The sequence below is a fragment of the Arthrobacter sp. genome (assembly GCF_031179385.1).
Taxonomy (GTDB): domain Bacteria; phylum Actinomycetota; class Actinomycetes; order Actinomycetales; family Micrococcaceae; genus Arthrobacter_D.
Map to the genome: position 1 here is coordinate 1 of NZ_JAPSHV010000016.1, position 17,741 is coordinate 17,741.

Here is a 17,741-nt window from a genome sequence, read left to right on the forward strand (position 1 = left end):
CAGCAGACCCCATCCAGTTCGCCATCGACACCATCCAGCAGGCTCCCCAGAAGGTGCTGCAGTACCACGTGAAGGACCGTGATACTTCGGGCGGCTTCGCCGACCTGGGTACCGGCACCATCGACTTCGCGCGCATCTTCCGTGCGCACACGCCGAAGGAATTCATCGTCGAGAACGACCAGCCGGACGTCACGCCGCTGCAGACGGCCGAGGTCGGCTACAACTACCTGCGGACGCTCCGCTTCTAAGAGCCGTTCCCCGCACTACCGAAGCGAAAGCCGGGTTGGCACCTTCCATCAGAAGGCGCCCACCCGGCTTTCGCCGTCGTCGGCCTGCGTGGGACCGACGCGGCGGGCGCGTGCTTTGCGAATCGGGTCACCGCTTCGCCCCTACTAAACTGTTGCTCATGACCGATATCCCCTCCGCCCGTGACCGACTCCGCGATCTCATCCTGGAATTGGCGGTGGTAAGGGGAAGAGTAACCCTTTCCAGCGGCAAGGAAGCCGACTACTACATCGACCTACGCAGAGTCACCCTGCACCACGAGGCTTCAGGCCTGGTTGGCGAGGTCATGCTGAAAATGCTCGACGACGCCGGCATCACCTTCCAGAGCGCCGGCGGCCTGACGATGGGCGCTGACCCGGTCGGAACCGCCCTCATGCACGCCGCGGCACGCGACGCACGCGCCATCGACGCCTTCGTAGTCCGCAAGGCCCAAAAGACCTACGGCATGGGCCGCCAGGTGGAGGGTCCGGATGTAGCCGGCCGTGACGTCGTCGTTCTGGAAGACACCTCAACAACCGGCGGGTCCGCCCTGACGGCGGTGGAGGGTGTCCGGAAGGCCGGAGGAAACGTCGTCGCCGTAGCGGTGATCGTGGATCGCGACACCGGTTCCAAGGAACGGATCGAGGCCGAGGCGGGCGTTCCCTACCTCTTCGCGTACAGCAAGGACGAACTCGGTCTGGAGTAATGGCGAACGATCCAGAGCGGCTACTGGAATACGCGCATGGCCTGAAGGGCATGTCGCGCCGGCGGTTCCTCACCGGTTCCGCGCTTGGACTGGCGCTGGCCACTGACCTCTTCGTCACACGGCAGATCCAGGAAGCCCGCGAGGAGTTCACCATACTTCCGGTGGCGGACGAGTACGCCGACTCCGCTTTCCCCAACGCCCGCTGGATCCTCTTTCCCGGTTACAAGACCAGCTGGGAGGAGGGGGTCTGGATCATGAACTCCCTGCGCCCCGTATTGAGCCGGAGGGCGCGGCTTGCCGTGATGGGCTACTCCAACCGCGGTCTCGACGTGTCCACCATCGTGAGCGCCTTGCGACGGTACGTCCGTACGCAGCAAATCGAGACGCTGTACTTCTACGGCCACAGCTTCGGGGGAATGGTGGCGGTTGAAGTTGCGTCCCGGCTGCGCGAGGTCGGCGTCAACGTACGTTTCATCATGCTCGATTCCAGCCCCCACGACCGGTTCGACGTCATCGACAAGGCAATGTTCGACGGCGTTGTCTACCTCTATGAGGCCGGGTACCGGGTTCCGACGGTACTTCGGGGCGGCTACGAGCTCGCTGAGCGCATCGTGCACAAGAACGAGCGCTCCTGGTCACAGATCCTCGACCAGACTTTAGAGCAGGTCTCGCCGCTGGCTCCATCGAGCGTGCTGATCCAGTCCCAGGCGTCGTACATCTTCCACTTCAACGTCACGCGGTTCAGTCTCGGTGACACGGAAATGGCGTTCATCGGCAACCCCAATGACGGCACGGTCAATTACGCGACGGCGAGACCAGGCTGGGCTTCGGCCTTCCCCGACAATATGGTCTCCGCTGACTCGGTGACGGAAGGGGCGCTGCCGGCACATGCCAGCCCGCAGTGGAACCCGCTGATCTACCAGGCCGTGGTGCGCGACGTACAGCAGGACTTCCTTCCACTTCCACGCGGCGGCAAGACGAAGAGCGTCCGCTGACGGAACAGGCCCGTGCATTCTGAACGGCCGCCTGCCTATAGTTCCCTCAGGTTCACTTTGCCGAGGAGGCTGACGTGGTCGATGAGGAACGTCCCGGTGCTCAGCAGTGGGTGCCGGACAAGGCCGACATAGCCGAGCTTGCCGGCGCTGCCGCCCACTGCCGGGGATGTGAGCTCTACCGGGACGCCACGCAGGTTGTTTTTTCGGCTGGTCCGAGCAGCTCCGGACTGATGCTGGTGGGGGAGCAGCCGGGAGACCAGGAGGACCAGCGCGGACGCCCCTTCGTTGGTCCGGCAGGCCGATTGCTTGCGGAAGCGCTCACCGCCGCATCGATCGAGACGACATCGGTCTACCTCACTAACGCCGTCAAGCACTTCCGTTTCGAACGCCGCGGCAAGGCCCGCATCCACAAGACGCCCGACGTCGGCCACATCACCGCCTGCATGCCGTGGCTGGAAGCTGAACTGAAGACGGTCCGTCCAGCCGTCGTCGTCTGCCTGGGTGCTACCGCCGGGCGCGCCGTGCTGGGCAGGACCGTGCGGGTGGGCGCCGAACGCGGCACGCTGCTGCCGGGGCCGGAGAAGCTGGCACCGGCGCAGGTGCTGCTCACCACGCATCCCTCCGCGCTGCTTCGACTGCGCAGCTCCAAGGACCGCGCGCCCGCATTCGCCCAGCTCGTCGACGACCTCGTGACGGCGCGGGACGCAGTACGGTCCTAGCTCCGCAGGGATTTCCTCAGCGACCGCAGGTCAGAAGCACTCATTCCCGCGCCGAGCAGGTAGTCGTCCACGGAACCGTGGTCGCGGCGCAGCCCTCTCAGGAAGGTCGCCATCGCTTCCGCCGGCGCGGTGAGGATGACCGGCAGGTCCTTCGGGACGTCATGCGCGGGCAGCTGGCCCGCCCACAATTCTGCGAGCGCGGGCAGAATCTGCGGAAGCGCTCCAGTGGTGTGGGCGTAGTCCCCGATGATCAGCTCGTCCTCCACCCCTGCAACCAGAAGTACGACGGCGGTGACCACCCCGGTGCGGTCCTTGCCTGCCGCGCAGTGCACCAGTGTGGTGCGGCCATCAATGATGGGCCGCAGTGCAGCGAGTACCGCGCCCGGCCGCGCGGTCAGCCAGCTGAGGTAGTAGTTACCAAGGTCCTCCGGCGTCTTCAGGCGCAGGGTGGCGGTGGGGTCCGCCTCGGAGGGGTCAAGGGGCGCGGCCACCACATCGATGCCGGCGTCATGTGCAACCTGCCAGGGGACCCGGCCGGCCTCGCGTTCACTGCGCAGGTCAACGATGGTCTCAATGCCCTGGCGGTGGAGGAAGTCCATCGTGGCCTCGGCGTCCCATCCGAAGGGCTGGCTGGAACGGAACACCCTGCCCTGCACCGGCGCGTGGGGACTGGCCGCCGTGAGCTCGGCGATGTCCCGCAGGTTGAGGATGCCGGTCATCAGATCTGCTCGATGAGGTCCTGTACGGAGTCCACAATCTGGGCCGGGCGGAACGGATAGGCATCGATATCGGCCCGTTGGGTGATTCCCGTCAGCACCAGAACGGTATGCAGCCCAGCCTCCATTCCCGCGATGATGTCGGTGTCCATGCGGTCGCCGACCATCGCCGTGGTTTCCGAATGCGCGTCGATCTGGTTCATGGCCGAACGGAACATCATGGGGTTCGGCTTGCCAACGATGTAGGGCTCGCGGTTGGTTGCCGCTGTGATGAGAGCCGCTATTGCGCCGGTGGCGGGCAGCGGTCCCTCCTTCGACGGGCCGGTTGTGTCCGGGTTCGTGGCGATGAACCGTGCCCCGTCGATAATGAGGCGGATGGCCTTGGTGATCGCTTCGAACGAGTACGTGCGCGTCTCGCCGAGCACCACGTAGTCCGGATTCTGGTCGGTGAGGACAAAGCCCGCCTCGTGTAACGCCGTCGTCAGTCCGGCCTCGCCGATGACGTAGGCGCGGCCCGCGTTAGGAGAAGACCGCAGTTGGTCCCGCAGGAACTGCGCAGTGGCTAGGGCCGAGGTCCATAGGTTTTCCTCCGGAACCTCAAGCCCGGAGGCCTTCAGCCGGGCGGCGAGGTCACGCGGGGTGTAGATGGAGTTGTTTGTGAGGACCAGGAACCTGCGGGAGGTCGCTACCCAGCGGTCGATCAGCTCGGCGGCTCCGGGGATGGCCTGGTTTTCATGAACAAGGACACCATCCATGTCAGTCAGCCAGCACTCAATGTGTTCGTTTTCGCGCATTCGCTTCTTCCGTGACGGCAGGACAGGGCATAAATCTCGGGTCAGTCTTTCACCTTAGTCTTGAGGGGTGAAAGAAACCGTGGATAACCCGTCGGCACCGGTGGGCGTTGGGCCCTGGGAAGGTGTCTGGCCGTCGGGTCCCCAGTGGGACCCGGAACTGCTGGCCCACGGGGATGCCCGCAACGTCGTTGACGAGTACCGGTACTGGCGGCACGACGCAATTGTGGCCGACCTCGATTCCAAGAGGCACGAATTCCATGTCGCCATCGAGAACTGGCAGCACGACCTCAATATCGGCTCTGTTGTCCGGACGGCCAACGCCTTCCTCGCCCGTGAGGTCCACATCATCGGACGACGCCGGTGGAACCGGCGCGGCGCGATGGTCACCGACCGCTACCAGCACGTCCGCCACCATCCCACAGTCGAGGAATTCGTCGAGTGGGCCGAGTCGGCCGGCCTCAGGGTGATCGGTATCGACAACTTCCCCGACTCGGTTCCGCTGGAGACGTACGAGTTGCCCCGTAACTGTGTCCTCGTCTTCGGTCAGGAGGGGCCGGGGCTCACGCCCGAAGTGCATGCCGCCGCAGATGCCACACTGTCCATCGCACAGTTCGGCTCCACGCGGTCAATCAATGCGTCCGCTGCCGCAGCTATCGCCATGCACGGCTGGGTACGCCGTCATGTGTTCGGACAGTCGGTGGTCCCTGGGAGCTAGCCCCGGTGTCCGGCATCGATCGTGTCGAGGGCCTCGCGCATGCGCCTGAGGAAATCGACGACGACGGCGGCATCTTCGGGGGAAAGGGTCGTGGCCACTTCCATCATCCTTCTGTGCATGTCGCCCATGGTCTGGCGCACTTCGCAGTCGGATTCCGTGGTCGCCTCCAGCACCAGTGCCCGGCGGTCCCGTGGGTGGGGCTTTCGACGGACGTGCCCGGTCCGGGCGAGGCGGTCGACCAGGGTTGTCGTCGACGCCGAGGAGATGCCGAGCTTGGCCGCCAGCTCCTTGGGACTGACCTCGTGTCCGTCCTTTTGCGCCTCAAAGAGATAGCGCAGCGCCTGTAGATCGGTTTCGTTCATGCCCATTGATGAGCGGGTGCGACGGCGCATTGCAGTCTCTGCGGCCCGATAGTCCCGAAGGGCGTTGAGCACGTTCATTCCTTCTGCTGTCTGCCCATACCAGTAGCCCGGGGGAGTGGGAAGGGCCTGCGGACTGGTGCTCATGATGCGATTCTAGCATTTTTCCTAGTCGCCCTTGCAGGACGGTCGCCTTGTAGATAGGTTACCTAGTGAAACAGCGTTTGAATTACTAGTTTGTCTAGTCATCAGGAACGGAAGAACCCGCAATGACGATCGCCGCCCACCCGATCAGCACGAATCATGACACCCCTTTCCATTGCGGTGAAAGCATGTTCGAGACACCGCCGGCACGCAACCCCTTCGGACCTATTGCGGGATACACGACCTGGCGTTGCTCCTGCGGCTTTCAGCAGGACGCTCCCGTGCTGAGCGCAGCAGGGAAGCTGCGAGCAGTTGCGGAACCGCGCATAGATGAGACCAGACTGGTTGCAGCACTGTCCCAGGTGGAACGGCTGCGGTGGGAACTCGACATCGCGACCTTCGACCTTCGCATAGCCGTGGAGGACGCAATACAGCGGGGAGCATCGCCGGCTGACATCGCTTCCGCTATTGATCTAGGCCCTGATGAGGTGCAGTCGCTGGTCTCCCGATGAGTGTCCTTGAGGATTCCGCCCCCGTCGCTCCAGCTGCGGAACCGGACCTCGCAGGTCTGCTCATGCGGGCAGGAAACGGTGACGAGCAATCCTTCGCCACGCTCTATCGCCATACCAGCGCACGCGTTTTCGGCCTGGTGCGCAGAATCGTCGTGGATTCGACAATTTCCGAGGAAGTGACGCAAGAGGTATTCCTGCAGATTTGGGACCGAGCCGCGGACTTTACGCCGGAACTCGGCTCGCCGATGGCATGGATCATGACCCTCGCGCACCGTCGGGCGGTGGACCGGATCCGGTCGGAGCAGGCTTCCCGGAACAGGCTTGCCCGCTGGTCCGCATCGGAAGTCCAGACACCGTTCGACGAGGTGATGGAAACGGTTCTTGCGCGGGCTGAGACCATGGCGGTTCGGGCAGCATTCGCCGCGTTAAGCGACAAGCAGCGGCAGGCCATCGAGATGGCCTACTACAGGGGTCTCACCTACGCGCAGGTGGCGGAGGTCCTGGAGGCCCCGCTGGGCACGGTCAAGGGCCGCATTCGTGACGGGCTTGGACGGTTGAGGAGCGTCCTCGAACTGGAATCACCCCTGATGTCATAAGGTTTCCGCGCGATTAGAGCCGTCGTTAGGATGGGACGGGAGTGCGGCGTCCTGCCACACGAGCCTTCGGTCGTCCAGAACCCACACGAGGAGTTGTCATGCCCATCGCCACACCGGACATTTACGCTGAAATGATCGATCGCGCGAAGGCAGGCGGCTTTGCCTACCCCGCGGTCAACGTGACGTCCTCGCAGACGCTCAACGCAGCCATCCGCGGCTTCGCTGAGGCCGGTTCTGACGGCATCGTGCAGGTCTCCACCGGTGGTGCAGCGTACTGGTCCGGCGCCTCGGTGAAGGACATGGTGGCCGGTTCCCTCGGATTCGCCGCCTTCGCGCGCGAGGTTGCCAAGAGCTATGACGTGAACATCGCCCTCCACACGGACCACTGCCCCAAGGACAAGCTCGACGGGTTTGTGTTGCCGCTGTTGGCCGCATCCGAGGAGGCCGTCAAGCGTGGTGAGGACCCGCTGTTCCAGTCCCACATGTGGGACGGTTCCGCTGAGACCCTCGAAGAGAACCTGCGGATCGCCCAGGAAATCCTGCCCCGCGCTGCTGCTGCCAAGATCATCCTCGAAGTTGAGATCGGCACCGTCGGCGGCGAGGAAGACGGCGTCGAGAACGCCATCAATGACAAGCTCTACACCACGGTGGAAGATGCCCTCGCCACCGTTGATGCCCTCGGTGCAGGTGAGAACGGCCGCTACATCACCGCGCTGACCTTCGGCAACGTGCACGGCGTCTACAAGCCCGGCGGCGTGAAACTGCGCCCTGAGATCCTCAAGGACATCCAGGCGCAGGTGGGCGCCAAGATCGGCAAGGACAAGCCGTTTGATCTCGTGTTCCACGGCGGCTCCGGCTCCTCGGACCAGGAAATTGCCGACGCGGTCTCCTACGGAGTGATCAAAATGAACATCGACACTGACACCCAGTACGCGTTCACCCGCCCGGTTGCAGATCACATGTTCAAGAACTATGACGGTGTGCTGAAGGTCGACGGCGAGGTCGGAAACAAGAAGACCTACGATCCCCGCGTGTGGGGTGCTTCTGCCGAGGCCGGCCTGGCTGCCCGCGTTGTCGAGGCTGCCCAGTCACTCGGATCAGCCGGTAAGAAGCTCTAATGTCTGACGAATTCCGCAAGAACCTGCTCGGTCCGGAGCCCACGCTGCTCCCCGAGGAGCCGGATGTCGTTTCGCGGTTGGAAGCAGGGGAGGAGGCTGTCGACCTGGCAGCCAAGCACCCGACGTCGTCGTTGGTGTGGGCCATCCTCGCCGACGAGGCGTACCGCGAAGGCCGGACCATCGAGTCCTACGCCTACGCGCGCACCGGCTACCACCGCGGGCTCGACGCGCTCCGGCGCAACGGGTGGCGCGGCGCCGGACCGGTGCCCTACTCCCATGAACCGAACCGTGGCTTCCTGCGGGCGCTGAACGCACTCGGCCGTGCGGCGGCATCAATCGGCGAGATCGACGAGGCGGAACGCATCGCCAAGTTCCTGCGGGAATCCGATCCCGAGGCTAGCGAGAAGCTCTCGGGATCCTGATTCGTCGGGCCAGGGGTCCGCAGACGTGAGGCCGCCCTCCCATCGGGAGGGCGGCCTCACCCGTTTCACCTGGATGCTGCGGGCCGGGTCAGACGGTGTCCGCAGTAGCTTGCTGGGAGGACGATTCGGTTTCAGCGGGCGGAAGCAGCGTCGTCGTAACGTTCACGAGCTGTGGTTTCTTCGGGGCAGAGCTGAAGCCGAAGCGGACCCGCGGCCGGACGTTCGACAGCGAGCCGAGCGATTCGCCCGCCCAGGAAGCCGTCGCGGCTGTAATGGATCGCGCTCCCGTGACTCCGTAGTACTGCCTTCTGCCGTCCTTGATCGTTCCAGCGGTACGGACGCCCGGCATGAGGATTTTCGCGGCGGGATTGATGGCCGAAAGCCAGCGGGGATGGGTGCCGATTGCCGGCGGAATGAGACCGAGCAGCCTGCCCAGTGCAGTTGATTCGCCGAGCTCCGCGCGCACAGTGAGCGGACCGGCATCGAGGGACAACCGTTCTTCGTCCATGCTCACCGTGAGCGGGACAGTCCGGACAATATCGAATGAATATGCGCCGGACACATAGTCGGCCACCGCGGCCGACGGCGCGAGGAGAGTCCGCGTTCCCTCCAGGCTTTCGACCATGACATCGGTGAAGGCTCCGAAGCGGGATGTTTCCCACATACCGATGACTATGCGGACCCCCGAGGTGGTGCCGAGGCTGGCGATATGTCCTACGAACTGTTCAGTGTCGGCGCTCATGGTTTCCATTATGTACGGTGGGCTGACGCGCGCCACCGGGCCGGCGAAGTGACAATAGTTGACCCGGCCGTAACGTACCGGCAACCGGGGTCGACCATAGTCGTTCCATGAGGCGCAGAACGCATAACTCGGCCGCAGCTGACCTTCGATGTGACTCCTGCGGTGCCTTCCCCCATCCAGGGAGAGGACGGTTGACTCTGGCGAACGTGGCGGTGATGCTCCCGATCGAACTGGTGGTGCACGCGCTCGTCATCGGTACCGAGCTCTCCTATTTCCTCAAAGTAGTTGTGCTCGCTGTTACTGCAACAGCCCTTGTCATCTGGGTTGCAGAGCCGTCAGTGATGCACCTTCTCCGTTCGTGGCTTCACGCGTCGACCCTCCGTCATCGCAACAGACTTGTCGAGGCGCCGGCACTGTGGAGGGCACGGGTGATCCTTGCGGACAGGCCCGGTGCGTTGGAGAAAATCACGCACCGGCTGGCCGGGTTGAATGTGAATATCCTTGCTATTCACGTGCACACGGTGTCCACCGGCAGCCTCGATGAACTGGTGCTTTCCGCCCCCGGCGGGCTCGCAGAACGCGACATCGTCGATGCCCTCTCCGCACCCGGGAACGCGGTGGTGGGAGTATGGCCCACCACGCCTCTCGCCCTGGTTGACGGGCAGACACGGGCTCTCAGCCTTGCCACGTGTATCGCCAGGGATCCCGATGCGCTCCCCGAATCCCTGGCCGAAATGCTGGGGGGAAGCATCGTTCCGCACCAGCAAGGCGCTCTACCGTCCGGGCCGGATGTCCTGAAGGTGCCGACCGCATGGACGGGACCCCTCGTCATTCACCGCGAGGGGAACCCGTTCACGCCTGCCGAATCGGCCCGCGCACACCGGCTGGCCGAGCTGGCGGAAATCGTCGACCGGAACAGGCAAGTGCAGGCGCCGAAGTGCCCTAGCCCTCCCCGCGCTGCTCGTCTTCCTCGTTGACCGGCCTGTCGTCGTCGGCCGGGTCGGTTGCAGCGCCCGACGGCGTGGCGCCGCCCTCGCCGGTCCAGTCGCCCTGGTTACTGGCATCGTTCGCGGGATCTGACTGGACATCCGGTTCGACCGACGGCTTCCCGGGAAGGTCTTCCTGAACCTTCTGGGGTTCGTCCGAGGTGCTCTCGCTCATGGGTCTCCTCACATAGGTGCTGGCGTACTCGATACCCGATTCCATGCCCGGCGGGCAGGGCGCGTCAAGCTCAAAGCCCCAGTTCCTCAAGCACCGGCAGCTTTTCGCGCACCCGGCTCCGGGCCTCATCCGCGGTTCGCGCGGCCAGCGCCAGCTGCGCGAGCTCCTGCGCCTGATCCAGGGTCACGGTCTTGAGCACCGCTGCGACTGCGGCCAGTGAACGCGCCGTCATCGACAGTGTGCTGACCCCCAGACCCACCAGAACGACGGCGAGAGCCGGATCAGCAGCTGCCTCACCGCAGACGCCCACCGGCTTTGAGTTGCCTTCCGCGGCGGCACCTTCCACCGAAAGTCGCACCAGCCGCAGCACGGCCGGCTGCCACGGAGTGTTGAGCGCGGCAAGCGGGCCGAGCTGGCGGTCCGCTGCCATGGCGTACTGGGTGAGGTCGTTGGTTCCGAGGCTCGCAAAGGACACCTCGCTCAGGATGGTATCCGCCGTGAGCGCCGCGGACGGTACCTCAACCATGACACCCGGTGTCTTCAACCCGGCTTCAGCGCACATGGAGCTGAAATCCGCAGCTTCGTCAGCCGTGGAGATCATCGGCGCCATGACCCAGACATCGGCCTCCGACTGCTGTTCGGCAAGCGCAATCGCTTCAAGCTGCCGCTTGAGTACTCCAGGAGACGTGAGGTCGGTCCGGTAACCGCGGACGCCGAGGGCGGGATTGGGCTCGGTTGCGTCGGTCAGGAAGGGGAGCGGCTTGTCAGCGCCGGCGTCCAGCGTGCGAAGGACCACCTTCTTGCCCGGGAACGCTGCGAAGACGCCCAGGTAAGCGTCCGCCTGCTCGTCCACGCTGGGTTCGCTGTCCCGCTCCAGGAAGCAGAATTCCGTACGGAACAGCCCAATGCCCTCGGCGCCGAGCCCTGCGGCCGCAACTGCGTCCTTGGCCCCGCCCACATTGGCAAGGAGCGGGACCAGGTGGCCGTCCGCCGTCGTGCCCTGGCCGTCGAAGTCTGCCAGCAGCGACGCCGTTTCTGTCCACGCGACTGCAGCGGCCCGTTCGGTCTCGCCGGGTTCGACGACGACGGCGCCCGCCGCGCCATCAACGTAGACCTCGGCGCCGTCCGGCAGGTCGTCCACCCCGCGCGCCGCCACCACGGCGGGAAGGCCGAGGGAGCGGGCGATGATGGCGGTGTGGGATTGGGGTCCGCCGCCGGAGGTCACGAGGGCAAGGACGAGTCCCGGATCGAGCGTCGCTGTATCAGCAGGGGCAAGGTCCTCGGCAACAAGCACGAACGGCGTCGAAGAGGCGGGTATGCCGGGAGCCGCCTGCCCGCGCAGCTGCGCGACGATGCGGGACCGGACGTCGAGCACGTCGGTAGCGCGCTCGGCCATGTACCCGCCGAGGTTGTGCAGCATCTCGGCCACGGAGGCAGCGGATTCCCAGACCGCCCGCTGATTGGAGGTCCCCTTGGCGATCAGCTTTGCAGCGCCCTTCAGCAGCATGGTGTCCTTGGCCATCAGCGCCGTCGCCTCAAGGACGGCCTTTCCGTCCCCGGAGGCGCGCTCAGCGCGTGCCTTGAGCTCATCATGGACCGCGGACGCGGCTTGTTTGAGTTCCGCCGTCGCCTCCTCGGCCGTTGTACCGGAGCTCAACTGCTCACCCGAGGGAGGCTCGCTGACGGGTTTGGGCATCTGGCGAACCGGTCCGATCACTCGGCCCGGGCTGACGCCTACTCCTTGAAAGTTCTGCACTGAAGGTCCTCGTTTCCTACCGATATGTGTCGCCCCGCAAGAATTTACTCTAACGAAATCAGCCTGTGACGCAGTTCATATAGCGTTGCTATAGGTGCTAGGCTAGCGGCCATGAGTTTCGAAGGCCAGCCACCGGCGAAGATGAGACTGCTCCGGGCAGCCGCAGAACTGCTGGCTAATTCCGCCGGAGCTCCCGTGTCAACCCGCCAGATAACTCAGCTGGCGGGAGTCAGTGCGCCCACCCTTTATCACCATTTCGGTGACAAGGAGGGCCTGTTCGATGCGGTGGTTTCGGCAGGGTTCGAAGAGTACGTTGCGGGCGAGCGGGACTTCGCCCCGTCCGGTCAGCCGCTGGAGGACATCCGGCGGATGTGGGATAACCACGTGCAGTTCGGGCTCAACCAGCCGGAGCTCTACCTGGTGATGTTCGGCAATATTCGTCCGGAAAGCCGCCCTGCGATCGTCGCGGATGCTGAGGCGCTCATGGAGGAGATGCTGAACAAGGCTGCTGCTGCCGGCCAGTTGAGCGTTCAACCCCGGGAGGCGGCCAGGAGCATCCTGGCCGCGAACGTGGGAGTAACACTCATGCTGATCGCAGAGCCTGTTGTTGACCGGAACCTCGACCTCTCCACAATGACCAGGGACGCCATGATTTACGCGGTGTCCTCGGACCAGGCAGAGCAGAACGGGAGCGGGGATTCCGGAAGATCGTCGGTTGTGGTGGCCGCGATCGCGTTGAATGCCGCGTTGCAGGCTTCGCACTCCGATCAATTGTCCAGTTCCGAACTCAAGCTCTTCCTTGAGTGGCTCCACCGGATCTCCACCAGTCCCACTTAAGCAACCACAGCGGGTCACCGGACGAACGAGCGGAGTTCGGGGGAGCCGCGAAGCGCTAGTTCCACATCTATCGGACCATCCTGCGCAGGCGCAGGAATCACGGTTAGGAAATCACATGGCAACAGAAACAGTTGCAAAGCCCCGCGGCGGTATGAGGGTTGGCGTCCAGAAATTCGGGACGTTCCTGTCCGGCATGATCATGCCCAATATCGGTGCGTTCATTGCGTGGGGCATCATCACCGCGCTCTTCATCGAGAAGGGCTGGCTACCGGTACCCGAGCTCGGCGGCTTCGGCACCAACGCGGAAGGTGATCCGAACACCGGCCTCGTCGGTCCCATGATCACCTACCTGTTGCCGCTCCTGATTGCCTACACCGGCGGCCGAATGGTTTACGACGTCCGTGGCGGCGTCGTCGGCGCCATCGGCACCATGGGCGTCATCGTGGGTGCCGGCATCCCGATGTTCATCGGCGCCATGATCATGGGCCCGCTCGGCGGCTGGACCATGAAGAAAATCGACAAGATCTGGGACGGCAAGATCAAGCCCGGCTTCGAGATGCTGGTCAACAACTTTTCGGCCGGTATCTGGGGAGCGCTGCTCGCCCTGCTCGGCTTCTATGCGATCTCGCCCCTGGTCGAGGCGTTCAGCACGGCCGCCGGAAACGTTGTTCAGTTCCTGGTCAACAACGGCCTTCTGCCGCTCACCAGCATCTTCATTGAACCCGCGAAGGTGCTGTTCCTGAACAACGCCATCAACCACGGCGTGCTCACCCCGTTGGGTGTCCAGCAGTCGCTGGAAGAGGGCAAGTCGATCCTCTTCCTGCTCGAGGCCAACCCCGGCCCGGGCCTCGGCATCCTCCTGGCCTACATGTTCTTCGGCCGTGGTGCGGCCAAAGCCTCGGCTCCCGGTGCGGCGATCATCCACTTCCTCGGCGGCATCCACGAAATCTACTTCCCGTACGTCCTGATGCGTCCGCTGCTGATCCTTGCCGCCATTGCCGGCGGCATGACCGGAATCGCCACGCTCGCCGTCACCAACTCCGGCCTGGTGGCCCCGGCTGCTCCGGGGTCCATCATCGCTGTCCTGGCACAGACCGCCCGCGACAGCTACTTCGGAGTGGTCCTCTCGGTCGTCCTCGCAGCGGCAGTGTCCTTCCTGGTGGCCTCTGTCATCCTGAAGACCGCAAAGCGCAAGGAGGGCGACGACGACGACCTCGCCGCCGCCACCTCCCGGATGGAATCGATGAAGGGCAAGAAGAGCTCGGTTGCCTCGTCCCTGACCGGCGCCGGCAACGTCGCGGTGCTGGCCGGACCGATCCAGAACATTGTTTTCGCCTGCGACGCCGGCATGGGCTCGAGCGCCATGGGCGCCTCGGTACTCCGGAACAAGATCAAGGCTGCCGGTTACCCGGACGTGAAGGTCACCAACGCATCGATCGCCAACCTTCGCGACGATTACGACGTCGTGGTCACACACCAGGACCTGACCGACCGGGCCAAGCCCGCGACGTCGAGCGCCGTCCATGTCTCGGTGGACAACTTCATGAACAGCCCCCGGTACGAAGAAATCGTGGAGTTGGTCAAGGAGAGCCGCAGCGACAAGGCTGCAACTGGCGCCGCTGCGTCAGCCGGCCCTGATGCGGATGCCGGTTCCTTCGGTGGAGCACACGCGTCCGAAGCCCATCCGGCCGGCGCCGTCGCCGATGAGGATGCCGCCGCTACGTCTGCCCGGCATGCCGCCGGAGCTTCGGCGCAGAGCGAGGAGTCGCCGTCGGACATCCTGGTGGCAGAGAGCGTTGTGCTCAGCGGTTCCGCTACCTCCCGTGACGCGGCCATCGATGAGGCGGGGCAGCTGCTGCTGGCCCGCGGTGCTGTGGATGAGGACTACATCCGCGCGATGCATGAGCGCGAGGAATCCGTCTCGACGTACATGGGAAGCTTCCTGGCTATCCCGCACGGCACCAACGCGGCAAAGGACCACATCCGCAAGTCGGCAGTTTCCGTGGTTCGTTACCCTGAGGGCCTGAGCTGGAACGGCAAGGAGGTCAAGTTCGTGGTCGGCGTCGCAGGCGTGAACAACGAGCACCTGCACATCCTGTCCTCCATCGCGAAGGTATTCACAGACAAGGCGCAGGTGGCGCAGTTGGAGGCCGCAACTTCGGCAGAGGAGATCCTCGAAATCTTCAGGAAGGTCAACGCATAGTGAAGGCAGTCCACTTCGGAGCAGGCAATATCGGGCGCGGCTTTGTCGGGCTGCTCCTCCACCAGGCGGGCTATGAGGTGGTGTTCGCAGATGTGGCGGACGCGCTGATCAACGACCTGGCCGGCGCGGACAGCTACCGCGTCCACGAGGTGGGGGATCAGCCCGCAGTGCACTCGGTCGACAACTTCAGGGCGGTGAACTCGAACACCGAGGAGAGCCGGCTGATTGAGGAGATCAGCACCGCTGACATCGTCACCACGGCGGTGGGGCCGCACATCCTGAAGTTCGTTGCTCCGGTGATCGCCAGAGGGTTGGCCGCCCGGGCCGCAGCCTCCGCTCCGCTGCAGGTGATGGCGTGTGAAAACGCAATCAATGCAACGGACATCCTGCGCGAGGCGATCGAGGGCTCGTGGGACTCCGGCACCGGCCAGCTCGCTGACCGCGCGGTCTTCGCCAACACGGCGGTGGACCGGATCGTCCCGAACCAGGAGCCGGGGCAGGGCCTCGATGTCACGGTGGAAACGTTCTACGAATGGGTCATCGACCGGACTCCGTTCGGCGACAGTGCGCCGGTGATTCCGGGTGCACTGTTCGTTGACAAGCTCGGCCCATACATTGAGCGAAAACTGTTCACGGTCAACACCGGCCACGCGACGACGGCCTACTTCGGCTATCAGGCTGGGTTGGAAAAGATCTCCGATGCCATGGCTGATCCGCAGGTTGCCGCCGACGTTCGCGCTGTACTCGATGAGACCAAGCAGCTGCTGGTTGCCAAACACGGTTTCGACGCGGGTGAGCAGGAAGCCTACGTCCAGAAGATTCTGGGCCGCTTCACCAATCCGCACCTGCCGGACACGGTGAACCGGGTGGGCAGGGCGCCGCTGCGCAAACTCAGTCGCCACGAAAGGTTCATCGGTCCGGCTGCGGAGCTCGCCGAACGGGGCACCACCCCGGAGGCGCTGCTGAGAGCGATCTCTTCCGCACTGCGTTTCGACGATCCCGCGGACGCTGAAGCGGTCGAGTTGCAGCAGATGCTGAAGTCGTCGGAGGCAACGGAAGCAACCGAGCGGATCACCGGTCTTACGTCCGAGCATCCGCTGTTCTCGGACGTGCGCAAGCTCGTGGAAGAACGTCAGACAGCGTTGGTCTAAGTTCTGCCGATCCAACGAAACGGCGCCGTGCCCCATCAGGGGTGCGGCGCCGTCGTCGTTTGTTATGACTGCGGATACTTAAGCGGACTCTTCACCCTTGTCGTCGACTTCTTCTACCCAGCTCGGCGGCTCGTCGCGGCCCTCGTCCTCGTCCTTCTCGGCGTCTTCGGGGGTGTCCTGCACAATGCCCTGCGCATGGTGCGTGGGCGCGTAGATGGTGTAGAGACGGAGTGCTTCATCCCCGGTGTTCTCGACGTCATGCCAGGTTCCGGCGGGCACCTGGATGCTCCAGCCGTCCTCGACGTCCTGCTGGTAGGAGAGGTCGTCTTTCGAGGGTCCCATCTTCACGCGACCCTTTCCGGCGTCGATGCGCAGGAACTGGTCCGTGCCGTGATGCACTTCCAGGCCGATCGCACCGCCCGGCTCGATCGACATGAGCGTCACCTGCAGATGCTTGCCCGTCCAGGCGACGCGGCGGTAGGCAGAGTTTTCCGTCGTGGCGCTCTCGATGTTGAAAGAATTCGGCTTCGGTCCGTTGTCAGTGATGTCCATAACTTCATCCTTGACCATCTCGCCGAGGATCGCCACAGCGAAGAATCAACTGCTTATGTGAAAGCTCAGCTCAAGTCCAGTAAAGAAGCCGCGCAGCCGGCAGGCGCCGCTGCAGCTCGTCGGTGAACCACTCGCGCATTTCCGTCATGGTCTGTTTCGGATACACGTATTTGATTCCGCCGAACTTGGAACGCTTCTGACTGCGGAGATCTTCATCCATCTCCAGTTTGGTCCGGGGATACCACCCCAGCAGCACCTCCTTGCTTGCGGGGGTGAAGCGGTGCGTGATGATTTCAGCCGTGAGATCGAGGTCGGCGATGCCGGCGACTGCGTCGGAAACGTCATCCAACAGGGCGCCATACTGCTCCTGCCAACCAGGTATCGGCATGATGGGCGCGATCGTGAGGCCAACCCGGTAACCCGCACTCGCCATGGTGCGCAGCGCCGCGAGCCGCGCGGGCATGCGTGCGGTCCCACCTTCGAAACGGTTCGCTACCTCTGCAGCGTTCACCGAGAACCGGACCCGCGTCCTACGGGCGTGGTCGAGCGCCACCAACTCACCGACGTCGTCGAACTTCGTCGTGAAGCGCAACGACACGTCGTTTCCGAACTCACCCGACCCGACGCGGGAGATTGCGGCGGCAAGCGAGCCGGTCACGCTCTCGATTCCCAGTGGATCGGTGTAGCAGGACAGCTCGAAAGTCGTACCCTCGACGCCGCGCTCAGGGGTTCCCCGCGTGACTGAGCCTCTGCCGGCGTGGGTGGAGATCCCGTTCAGCACATCGTCGATGTTGGCGTACACCCGGGTGATAGGCGGGCCCTGTAGGGAGCCGGCGAGATAACAGTACTGGCAGTGCGCAGGGCAACCTTTGGCAAGATCAATCCGCCAGTCGGCGCTCGGCGGGATGGGCTGCGGCTTGAGGGTGCTGGGAGGGGCAACCACTACGGCGAGGGTGTTCTTCGCCGATGCGTAGGTCTCGCGGTCACTCTCACCGCGAAGGCCGGTCAGGGCATTCCCGGGCATGAATCGAATGTCGTCGACGCCGGCACCTTCGCATCGGCGAATGATCTCGGCTGTGTGGGGTAGATCGGCTGCGGCCCGCGTGATCATCACGTGCTTGGGAACCCACAGGCGGGTAGGCGAAATAGCGGTCAGATCCAGGTCCTGGTATGCCGTTGTCATCACTTTGTACAACAACGCGGAGGCCCCGTGTGTTCCGTCTTCTGGACCGTAAATGGGAGCCGCCGGTGCCGAGACGCACATCGGGTGGTTGCCGCG

20 protein-coding genes and 1 pseudogene are annotated in these 17,741 nt (G+C 64.2%); 13 read left to right on the forward strand and 8 right to left on the reverse strand.

Annotated elements, in window-relative coordinates; genetic code table 11:
- The 4 genes and pseudogenes from RIF85_RS04380 to RIF85_RS04395 form a co-directional block, all read left to right on the forward strand.
- A pseudogene (locus tag RIF85_RS04380) lies at positions 1-248 on the forward strand (hypothetical protein); the annotation flags it as partial.
- A gap of 158 nt (positions 249-406) precedes the next feature.
- Complete coding sequence (gene pyrE, locus RIF85_RS04385) at positions 407-970, forward strand: orotate phosphoribosyltransferase (protein ID WP_309070694.1); 564 nt, start codon at positions 407-409, stop codon at positions 968-970.
- On the forward strand, positions 970-1,965 hold the full coding sequence (locus RIF85_RS04390; RefSeq protein WP_309070695.1) for an alpha/beta hydrolase: 996 nt from the start codon (positions 970-972) through the stop codon (positions 1,963-1,965). The genes pyrE and RIF85_RS04390 overlap by 1 nt, the downstream gene beginning before the upstream one ends.
- 74 nt (positions 1,966-2,039) lie before the next feature.
- Positions 2,040-2,684 carry a UdgX family uracil-DNA binding protein gene (locus RIF85_RS04395; RefSeq protein ID WP_309070696.1) on the forward strand — a complete coding sequence of 215 codons (645 nt, stop codon included), beginning with the start codon at positions 2,040-2,042 and terminating at the stop codon, positions 2,682-2,684.
- On the opposite strand, the gene RIF85_RS04400 is transcribed toward RIF85_RS04395, so the two are convergent.
- Positions 2,681-3,403: a tyrosine-protein phosphatase gene (locus RIF85_RS04400; RefSeq protein WP_309070697.1), complete on the reverse strand. Its 723-nt coding sequence runs from the start codon at positions 3,401-3,403 to the stop codon at positions 2,681-2,683. The genes RIF85_RS04395 and RIF85_RS04400 overlap by 4 nt on opposite strands.
- Positions 3,403-4,194 (reverse strand): HAD-IIA family hydrolase, encoded by a 792-nt coding sequence (locus RIF85_RS04405; RefSeq protein ID WP_309070698.1) that lies wholly within the window; start codon positions 4,192-4,194, stop codon positions 3,403-3,405. Before RIF85_RS04405 ends, RIF85_RS04400 begins: the two co-directional genes overlap by 1 nt.
- 67 nt (positions 4,195-4,261) lie before the next feature.
- On the opposite strand from RIF85_RS04405, the gene RIF85_RS04410 reads away from it, so the two are divergent.
- Positions 4,262-4,909 (forward strand): TrmH family RNA methyltransferase, encoded by a 648-nt coding sequence (locus RIF85_RS04410; protein WP_309070699.1) that lies wholly within the window; start codon positions 4,262-4,264, stop codon positions 4,907-4,909.
- Here RIF85_RS04410 and RIF85_RS04415 read toward each other — a convergent pair.
- Positions 4,906-5,415, reverse strand: a complete 510-nt coding sequence (locus RIF85_RS04415; protein WP_309070700.1) for a MarR family transcriptional regulator — start codon at positions 5,413-5,415, stop codon at positions 4,906-4,908. The genes RIF85_RS04410 and RIF85_RS04415 overlap by 4 nt on opposite strands.
- Before the next feature lie 185 nt (positions 5,416-5,600).
- Between RIF85_RS04415 and RIF85_RS04420 the strand changes: the two genes are divergently transcribed.
- From RIF85_RS04420 to RIF85_RS04435, 4 genes are all read left to right on the forward strand, one after another.
- A complete protein-coding gene (locus RIF85_RS04420) occupies positions 5,601-5,924 on the forward strand; it encodes a hypothetical protein (protein WP_309070701.1) in 324 nt (107 codons plus the stop codon).
- Positions 5,921-6,520, forward strand: a complete 600-nt coding sequence (gene sigK / locus RIF85_RS04425) for an ECF RNA polymerase sigma factor SigK (RefSeq protein WP_309070702.1) — start codon at positions 5,921-5,923, stop codon at positions 6,518-6,520. Before RIF85_RS04420 ends, sigK begins: the two co-directional genes overlap by 4 nt.
- A 98-nt stretch (positions 6,521-6,618) precedes the next feature.
- A complete protein-coding gene (gene fbaA / locus RIF85_RS04430; RefSeq protein WP_309070703.1) occupies positions 6,619-7,638 on the forward strand; it encodes a class II fructose-bisphosphate aldolase in 1,020 nt (339 codons plus the stop codon).
- Entirely contained in the window at positions 7,638-8,060 is a 423-nt protein-coding gene (locus RIF85_RS04435) for a DUF3151 domain-containing protein (protein ID WP_309070704.1), read from the forward strand. Before fbaA ends, RIF85_RS04435 begins: the two co-directional genes overlap by 1 nt.
- An 88-nt stretch (positions 8,061-8,148) precedes the next feature.
- Here the strand turns inward: RIF85_RS04435 and RIF85_RS04440 are convergent, their stop codons facing one another.
- Positions 8,149-8,802: a hypothetical protein gene (locus RIF85_RS04440; RefSeq protein WP_309070705.1), complete on the reverse strand. Its 654-nt coding sequence runs from the start codon at positions 8,800-8,802 to the stop codon at positions 8,149-8,151.
- A 107-nt stretch (positions 8,803-8,909) separates the two neighbouring features.
- On the opposite strand from RIF85_RS04440, the gene RIF85_RS04445 reads away from it, so the two are divergent.
- The gene (locus tag RIF85_RS04445) at positions 8,910-9,779 is read left to right on the forward strand and encodes an amino acid-binding protein (protein WP_309070706.1); all 870 of its coding nucleotides are present in this window, start codon (positions 8,910-8,912) and stop codon (positions 9,777-9,779) included.
- On the opposite strand, the gene RIF85_RS04450 is transcribed toward RIF85_RS04445, so the two are convergent.
- Complete coding sequence (locus tag RIF85_RS04450) at positions 9,745-9,963, reverse strand: hypothetical protein (RefSeq protein ID WP_309070707.1); 219 nt, start codon at positions 9,961-9,963, stop codon at positions 9,745-9,747. The two genes, RIF85_RS04445 and RIF85_RS04450, sit on opposite strands and share 35 nt — an antisense overlap.
- A gap of 70 nt (positions 9,964-10,033) precedes the next feature.
- Positions 10,034-11,719 carry a phosphoenolpyruvate--protein phosphotransferase gene (gene ptsP, locus RIF85_RS04455; RefSeq protein ID WP_309070708.1) on the reverse strand — a complete coding sequence of 562 codons (1,686 nt, stop codon included), beginning with the start codon at positions 11,717-11,719 and terminating at the stop codon, positions 10,034-10,036.
- 111 nt (positions 11,720-11,830) lie between these two features.
- Between ptsP and RIF85_RS04460 the strand changes: the two genes are divergently transcribed.
- From RIF85_RS04460 to RIF85_RS04470, 3 genes are all read left to right on the forward strand, one after another.
- On the forward strand, positions 11,831-12,556 hold the full coding sequence (locus RIF85_RS04460) for a TetR/AcrR family transcriptional regulator (protein WP_309070709.1): 726 nt from the start codon (positions 11,831-11,833) through the stop codon (positions 12,554-12,556).
- A 115-nt stretch (positions 12,557-12,671) separates the two neighbouring features.
- A complete protein-coding gene (locus RIF85_RS04465) occupies positions 12,672-14,759 on the forward strand; it encodes a PTS mannitol transporter subunit IICBA (protein WP_309070710.1) in 2,088 nt (695 codons plus the stop codon).
- Complete coding sequence (locus RIF85_RS04470) at positions 14,759-15,910, forward strand: mannitol-1-phosphate 5-dehydrogenase (RefSeq protein ID WP_309070711.1); 1,152 nt, start codon at positions 14,759-14,761, stop codon at positions 15,908-15,910. Before RIF85_RS04465 ends, RIF85_RS04470 begins: the two co-directional genes overlap by 1 nt.
- A 78-nt stretch (positions 15,911-15,988) precedes the next feature.
- Here RIF85_RS04470 and RIF85_RS04475 read toward each other — a convergent pair whose 3' ends face one another.
- Together RIF85_RS04475 and RIF85_RS04480 are read right to left on the reverse strand one after the other, a co-directional pair.
- Positions 15,989-16,462, reverse strand: a complete 474-nt coding sequence (locus tag RIF85_RS04475; protein ID WP_309070712.1) for a cupin domain-containing protein — start codon at positions 16,460-16,462, stop codon at positions 15,989-15,991.
- Between the two features lie 70 nt (positions 16,463-16,532).
- A complete protein-coding gene (locus RIF85_RS04480) occupies positions 16,533-17,645 on the reverse strand; it encodes a spore photoproduct lyase family protein (protein ID WP_309070713.1) in 1,113 nt (370 codons plus the stop codon).
- Between the last annotated feature and the right edge of the window lie 96 nt (positions 17,646-17,741).

What these genes read in the sequence shown, in the direction of transcription:
- pyrE (WP_309070694.1), top strand. Translation starts at nt 407, where the DNA reads ATGACCGATATCCCCTCCGCCCGTGACCGACTCCGCGATCTCATCCTG.
- RIF85_RS04390 (WP_309070695.1), top strand. Translation starts at nt 970, where the DNA reads ATGGCGAACGATCCAGAGCGGCTACTGGAATACGCGCATGGCCTGAAG.
- RIF85_RS04400 (WP_309070697.1), bottom strand. Translation starts at nt 3,403, where the DNA reads ATGACCGGCATCCTCAACCTGCGGGACATCGCCGAGCTCACGGCGGCC.
- RIF85_RS04405 (WP_309070698.1), bottom strand. Translation starts at nt 4,194, where the DNA reads ATGCGCGAAAACGAACACATTGAGTGCTGGCTGACTGACATGGATGGT.
- RIF85_RS04415 (WP_309070700.1), bottom strand. Translation starts at nt 5,415, where the DNA reads ATGAGCACCAGTCCGCAGGCCCTTCCCACTCCCCCGGGCTACTGGTAT.
- RIF85_RS04420 (WP_309070701.1), top strand. Translation starts at nt 5,601, where the DNA reads ATGTTCGAGACACCGCCGGCACGCAACCCCTTCGGACCTATTGCGGGA.
- sigK (WP_309070702.1), top strand. Translation starts at nt 5,921, where the DNA reads ATGAGTGTCCTTGAGGATTCCGCCCCCGTCGCTCCAGCTGCGGAACCG.
- fbaA (WP_309070703.1), top strand. Translation starts at nt 6,619, where the DNA reads ATGCCCATCGCCACACCGGACATTTACGCTGAAATGATCGATCGCGCG.
- RIF85_RS04435 (WP_309070704.1), top strand. Translation starts at nt 7,638, where the DNA reads ATGTCTGACGAATTCCGCAAGAACCTGCTCGGTCCGGAGCCCACGCTG.
- RIF85_RS04440 (WP_309070705.1), bottom strand. Translation starts at nt 8,802, where the DNA reads ATGAGCGCCGACACTGAACAGTTCGTAGGACATATCGCCAGCCTCGGC.
- RIF85_RS04445 (WP_309070706.1), top strand. Translation starts at nt 8,910, where the DNA reads ATGAGGCGCAGAACGCATAACTCGGCCGCAGCTGACCTTCGATGTGAC.
- RIF85_RS04450 (WP_309070707.1), bottom strand. Translation starts at nt 9,963, where the DNA reads ATGAGCGAGAGCACCTCGGACGAACCCCAGAAGGTTCAGGAAGACCTT.
- RIF85_RS04460 (WP_309070709.1), top strand. Translation starts at nt 11,831, where the DNA reads ATGAGTTTCGAAGGCCAGCCACCGGCGAAGATGAGACTGCTCCGGGCA.
- RIF85_RS04465 (WP_309070710.1), top strand. Translation starts at nt 12,672, where the DNA reads ATGGCAACAGAAACAGTTGCAAAGCCCCGCGGCGGTATGAGGGTTGGC.
- RIF85_RS04475 (WP_309070712.1), bottom strand. Translation starts at nt 16,462, where the DNA reads ATGGACATCACTGACAACGGACCGAAGCCGAATTCTTTCAACATCGAG.
- RIF85_RS04480 (WP_309070713.1), bottom strand. Translation starts at nt 17,645, where the DNA reads ATGACAACGGCATACCAGGACCTGGATCTGACCGCTATTTCGCCTACC.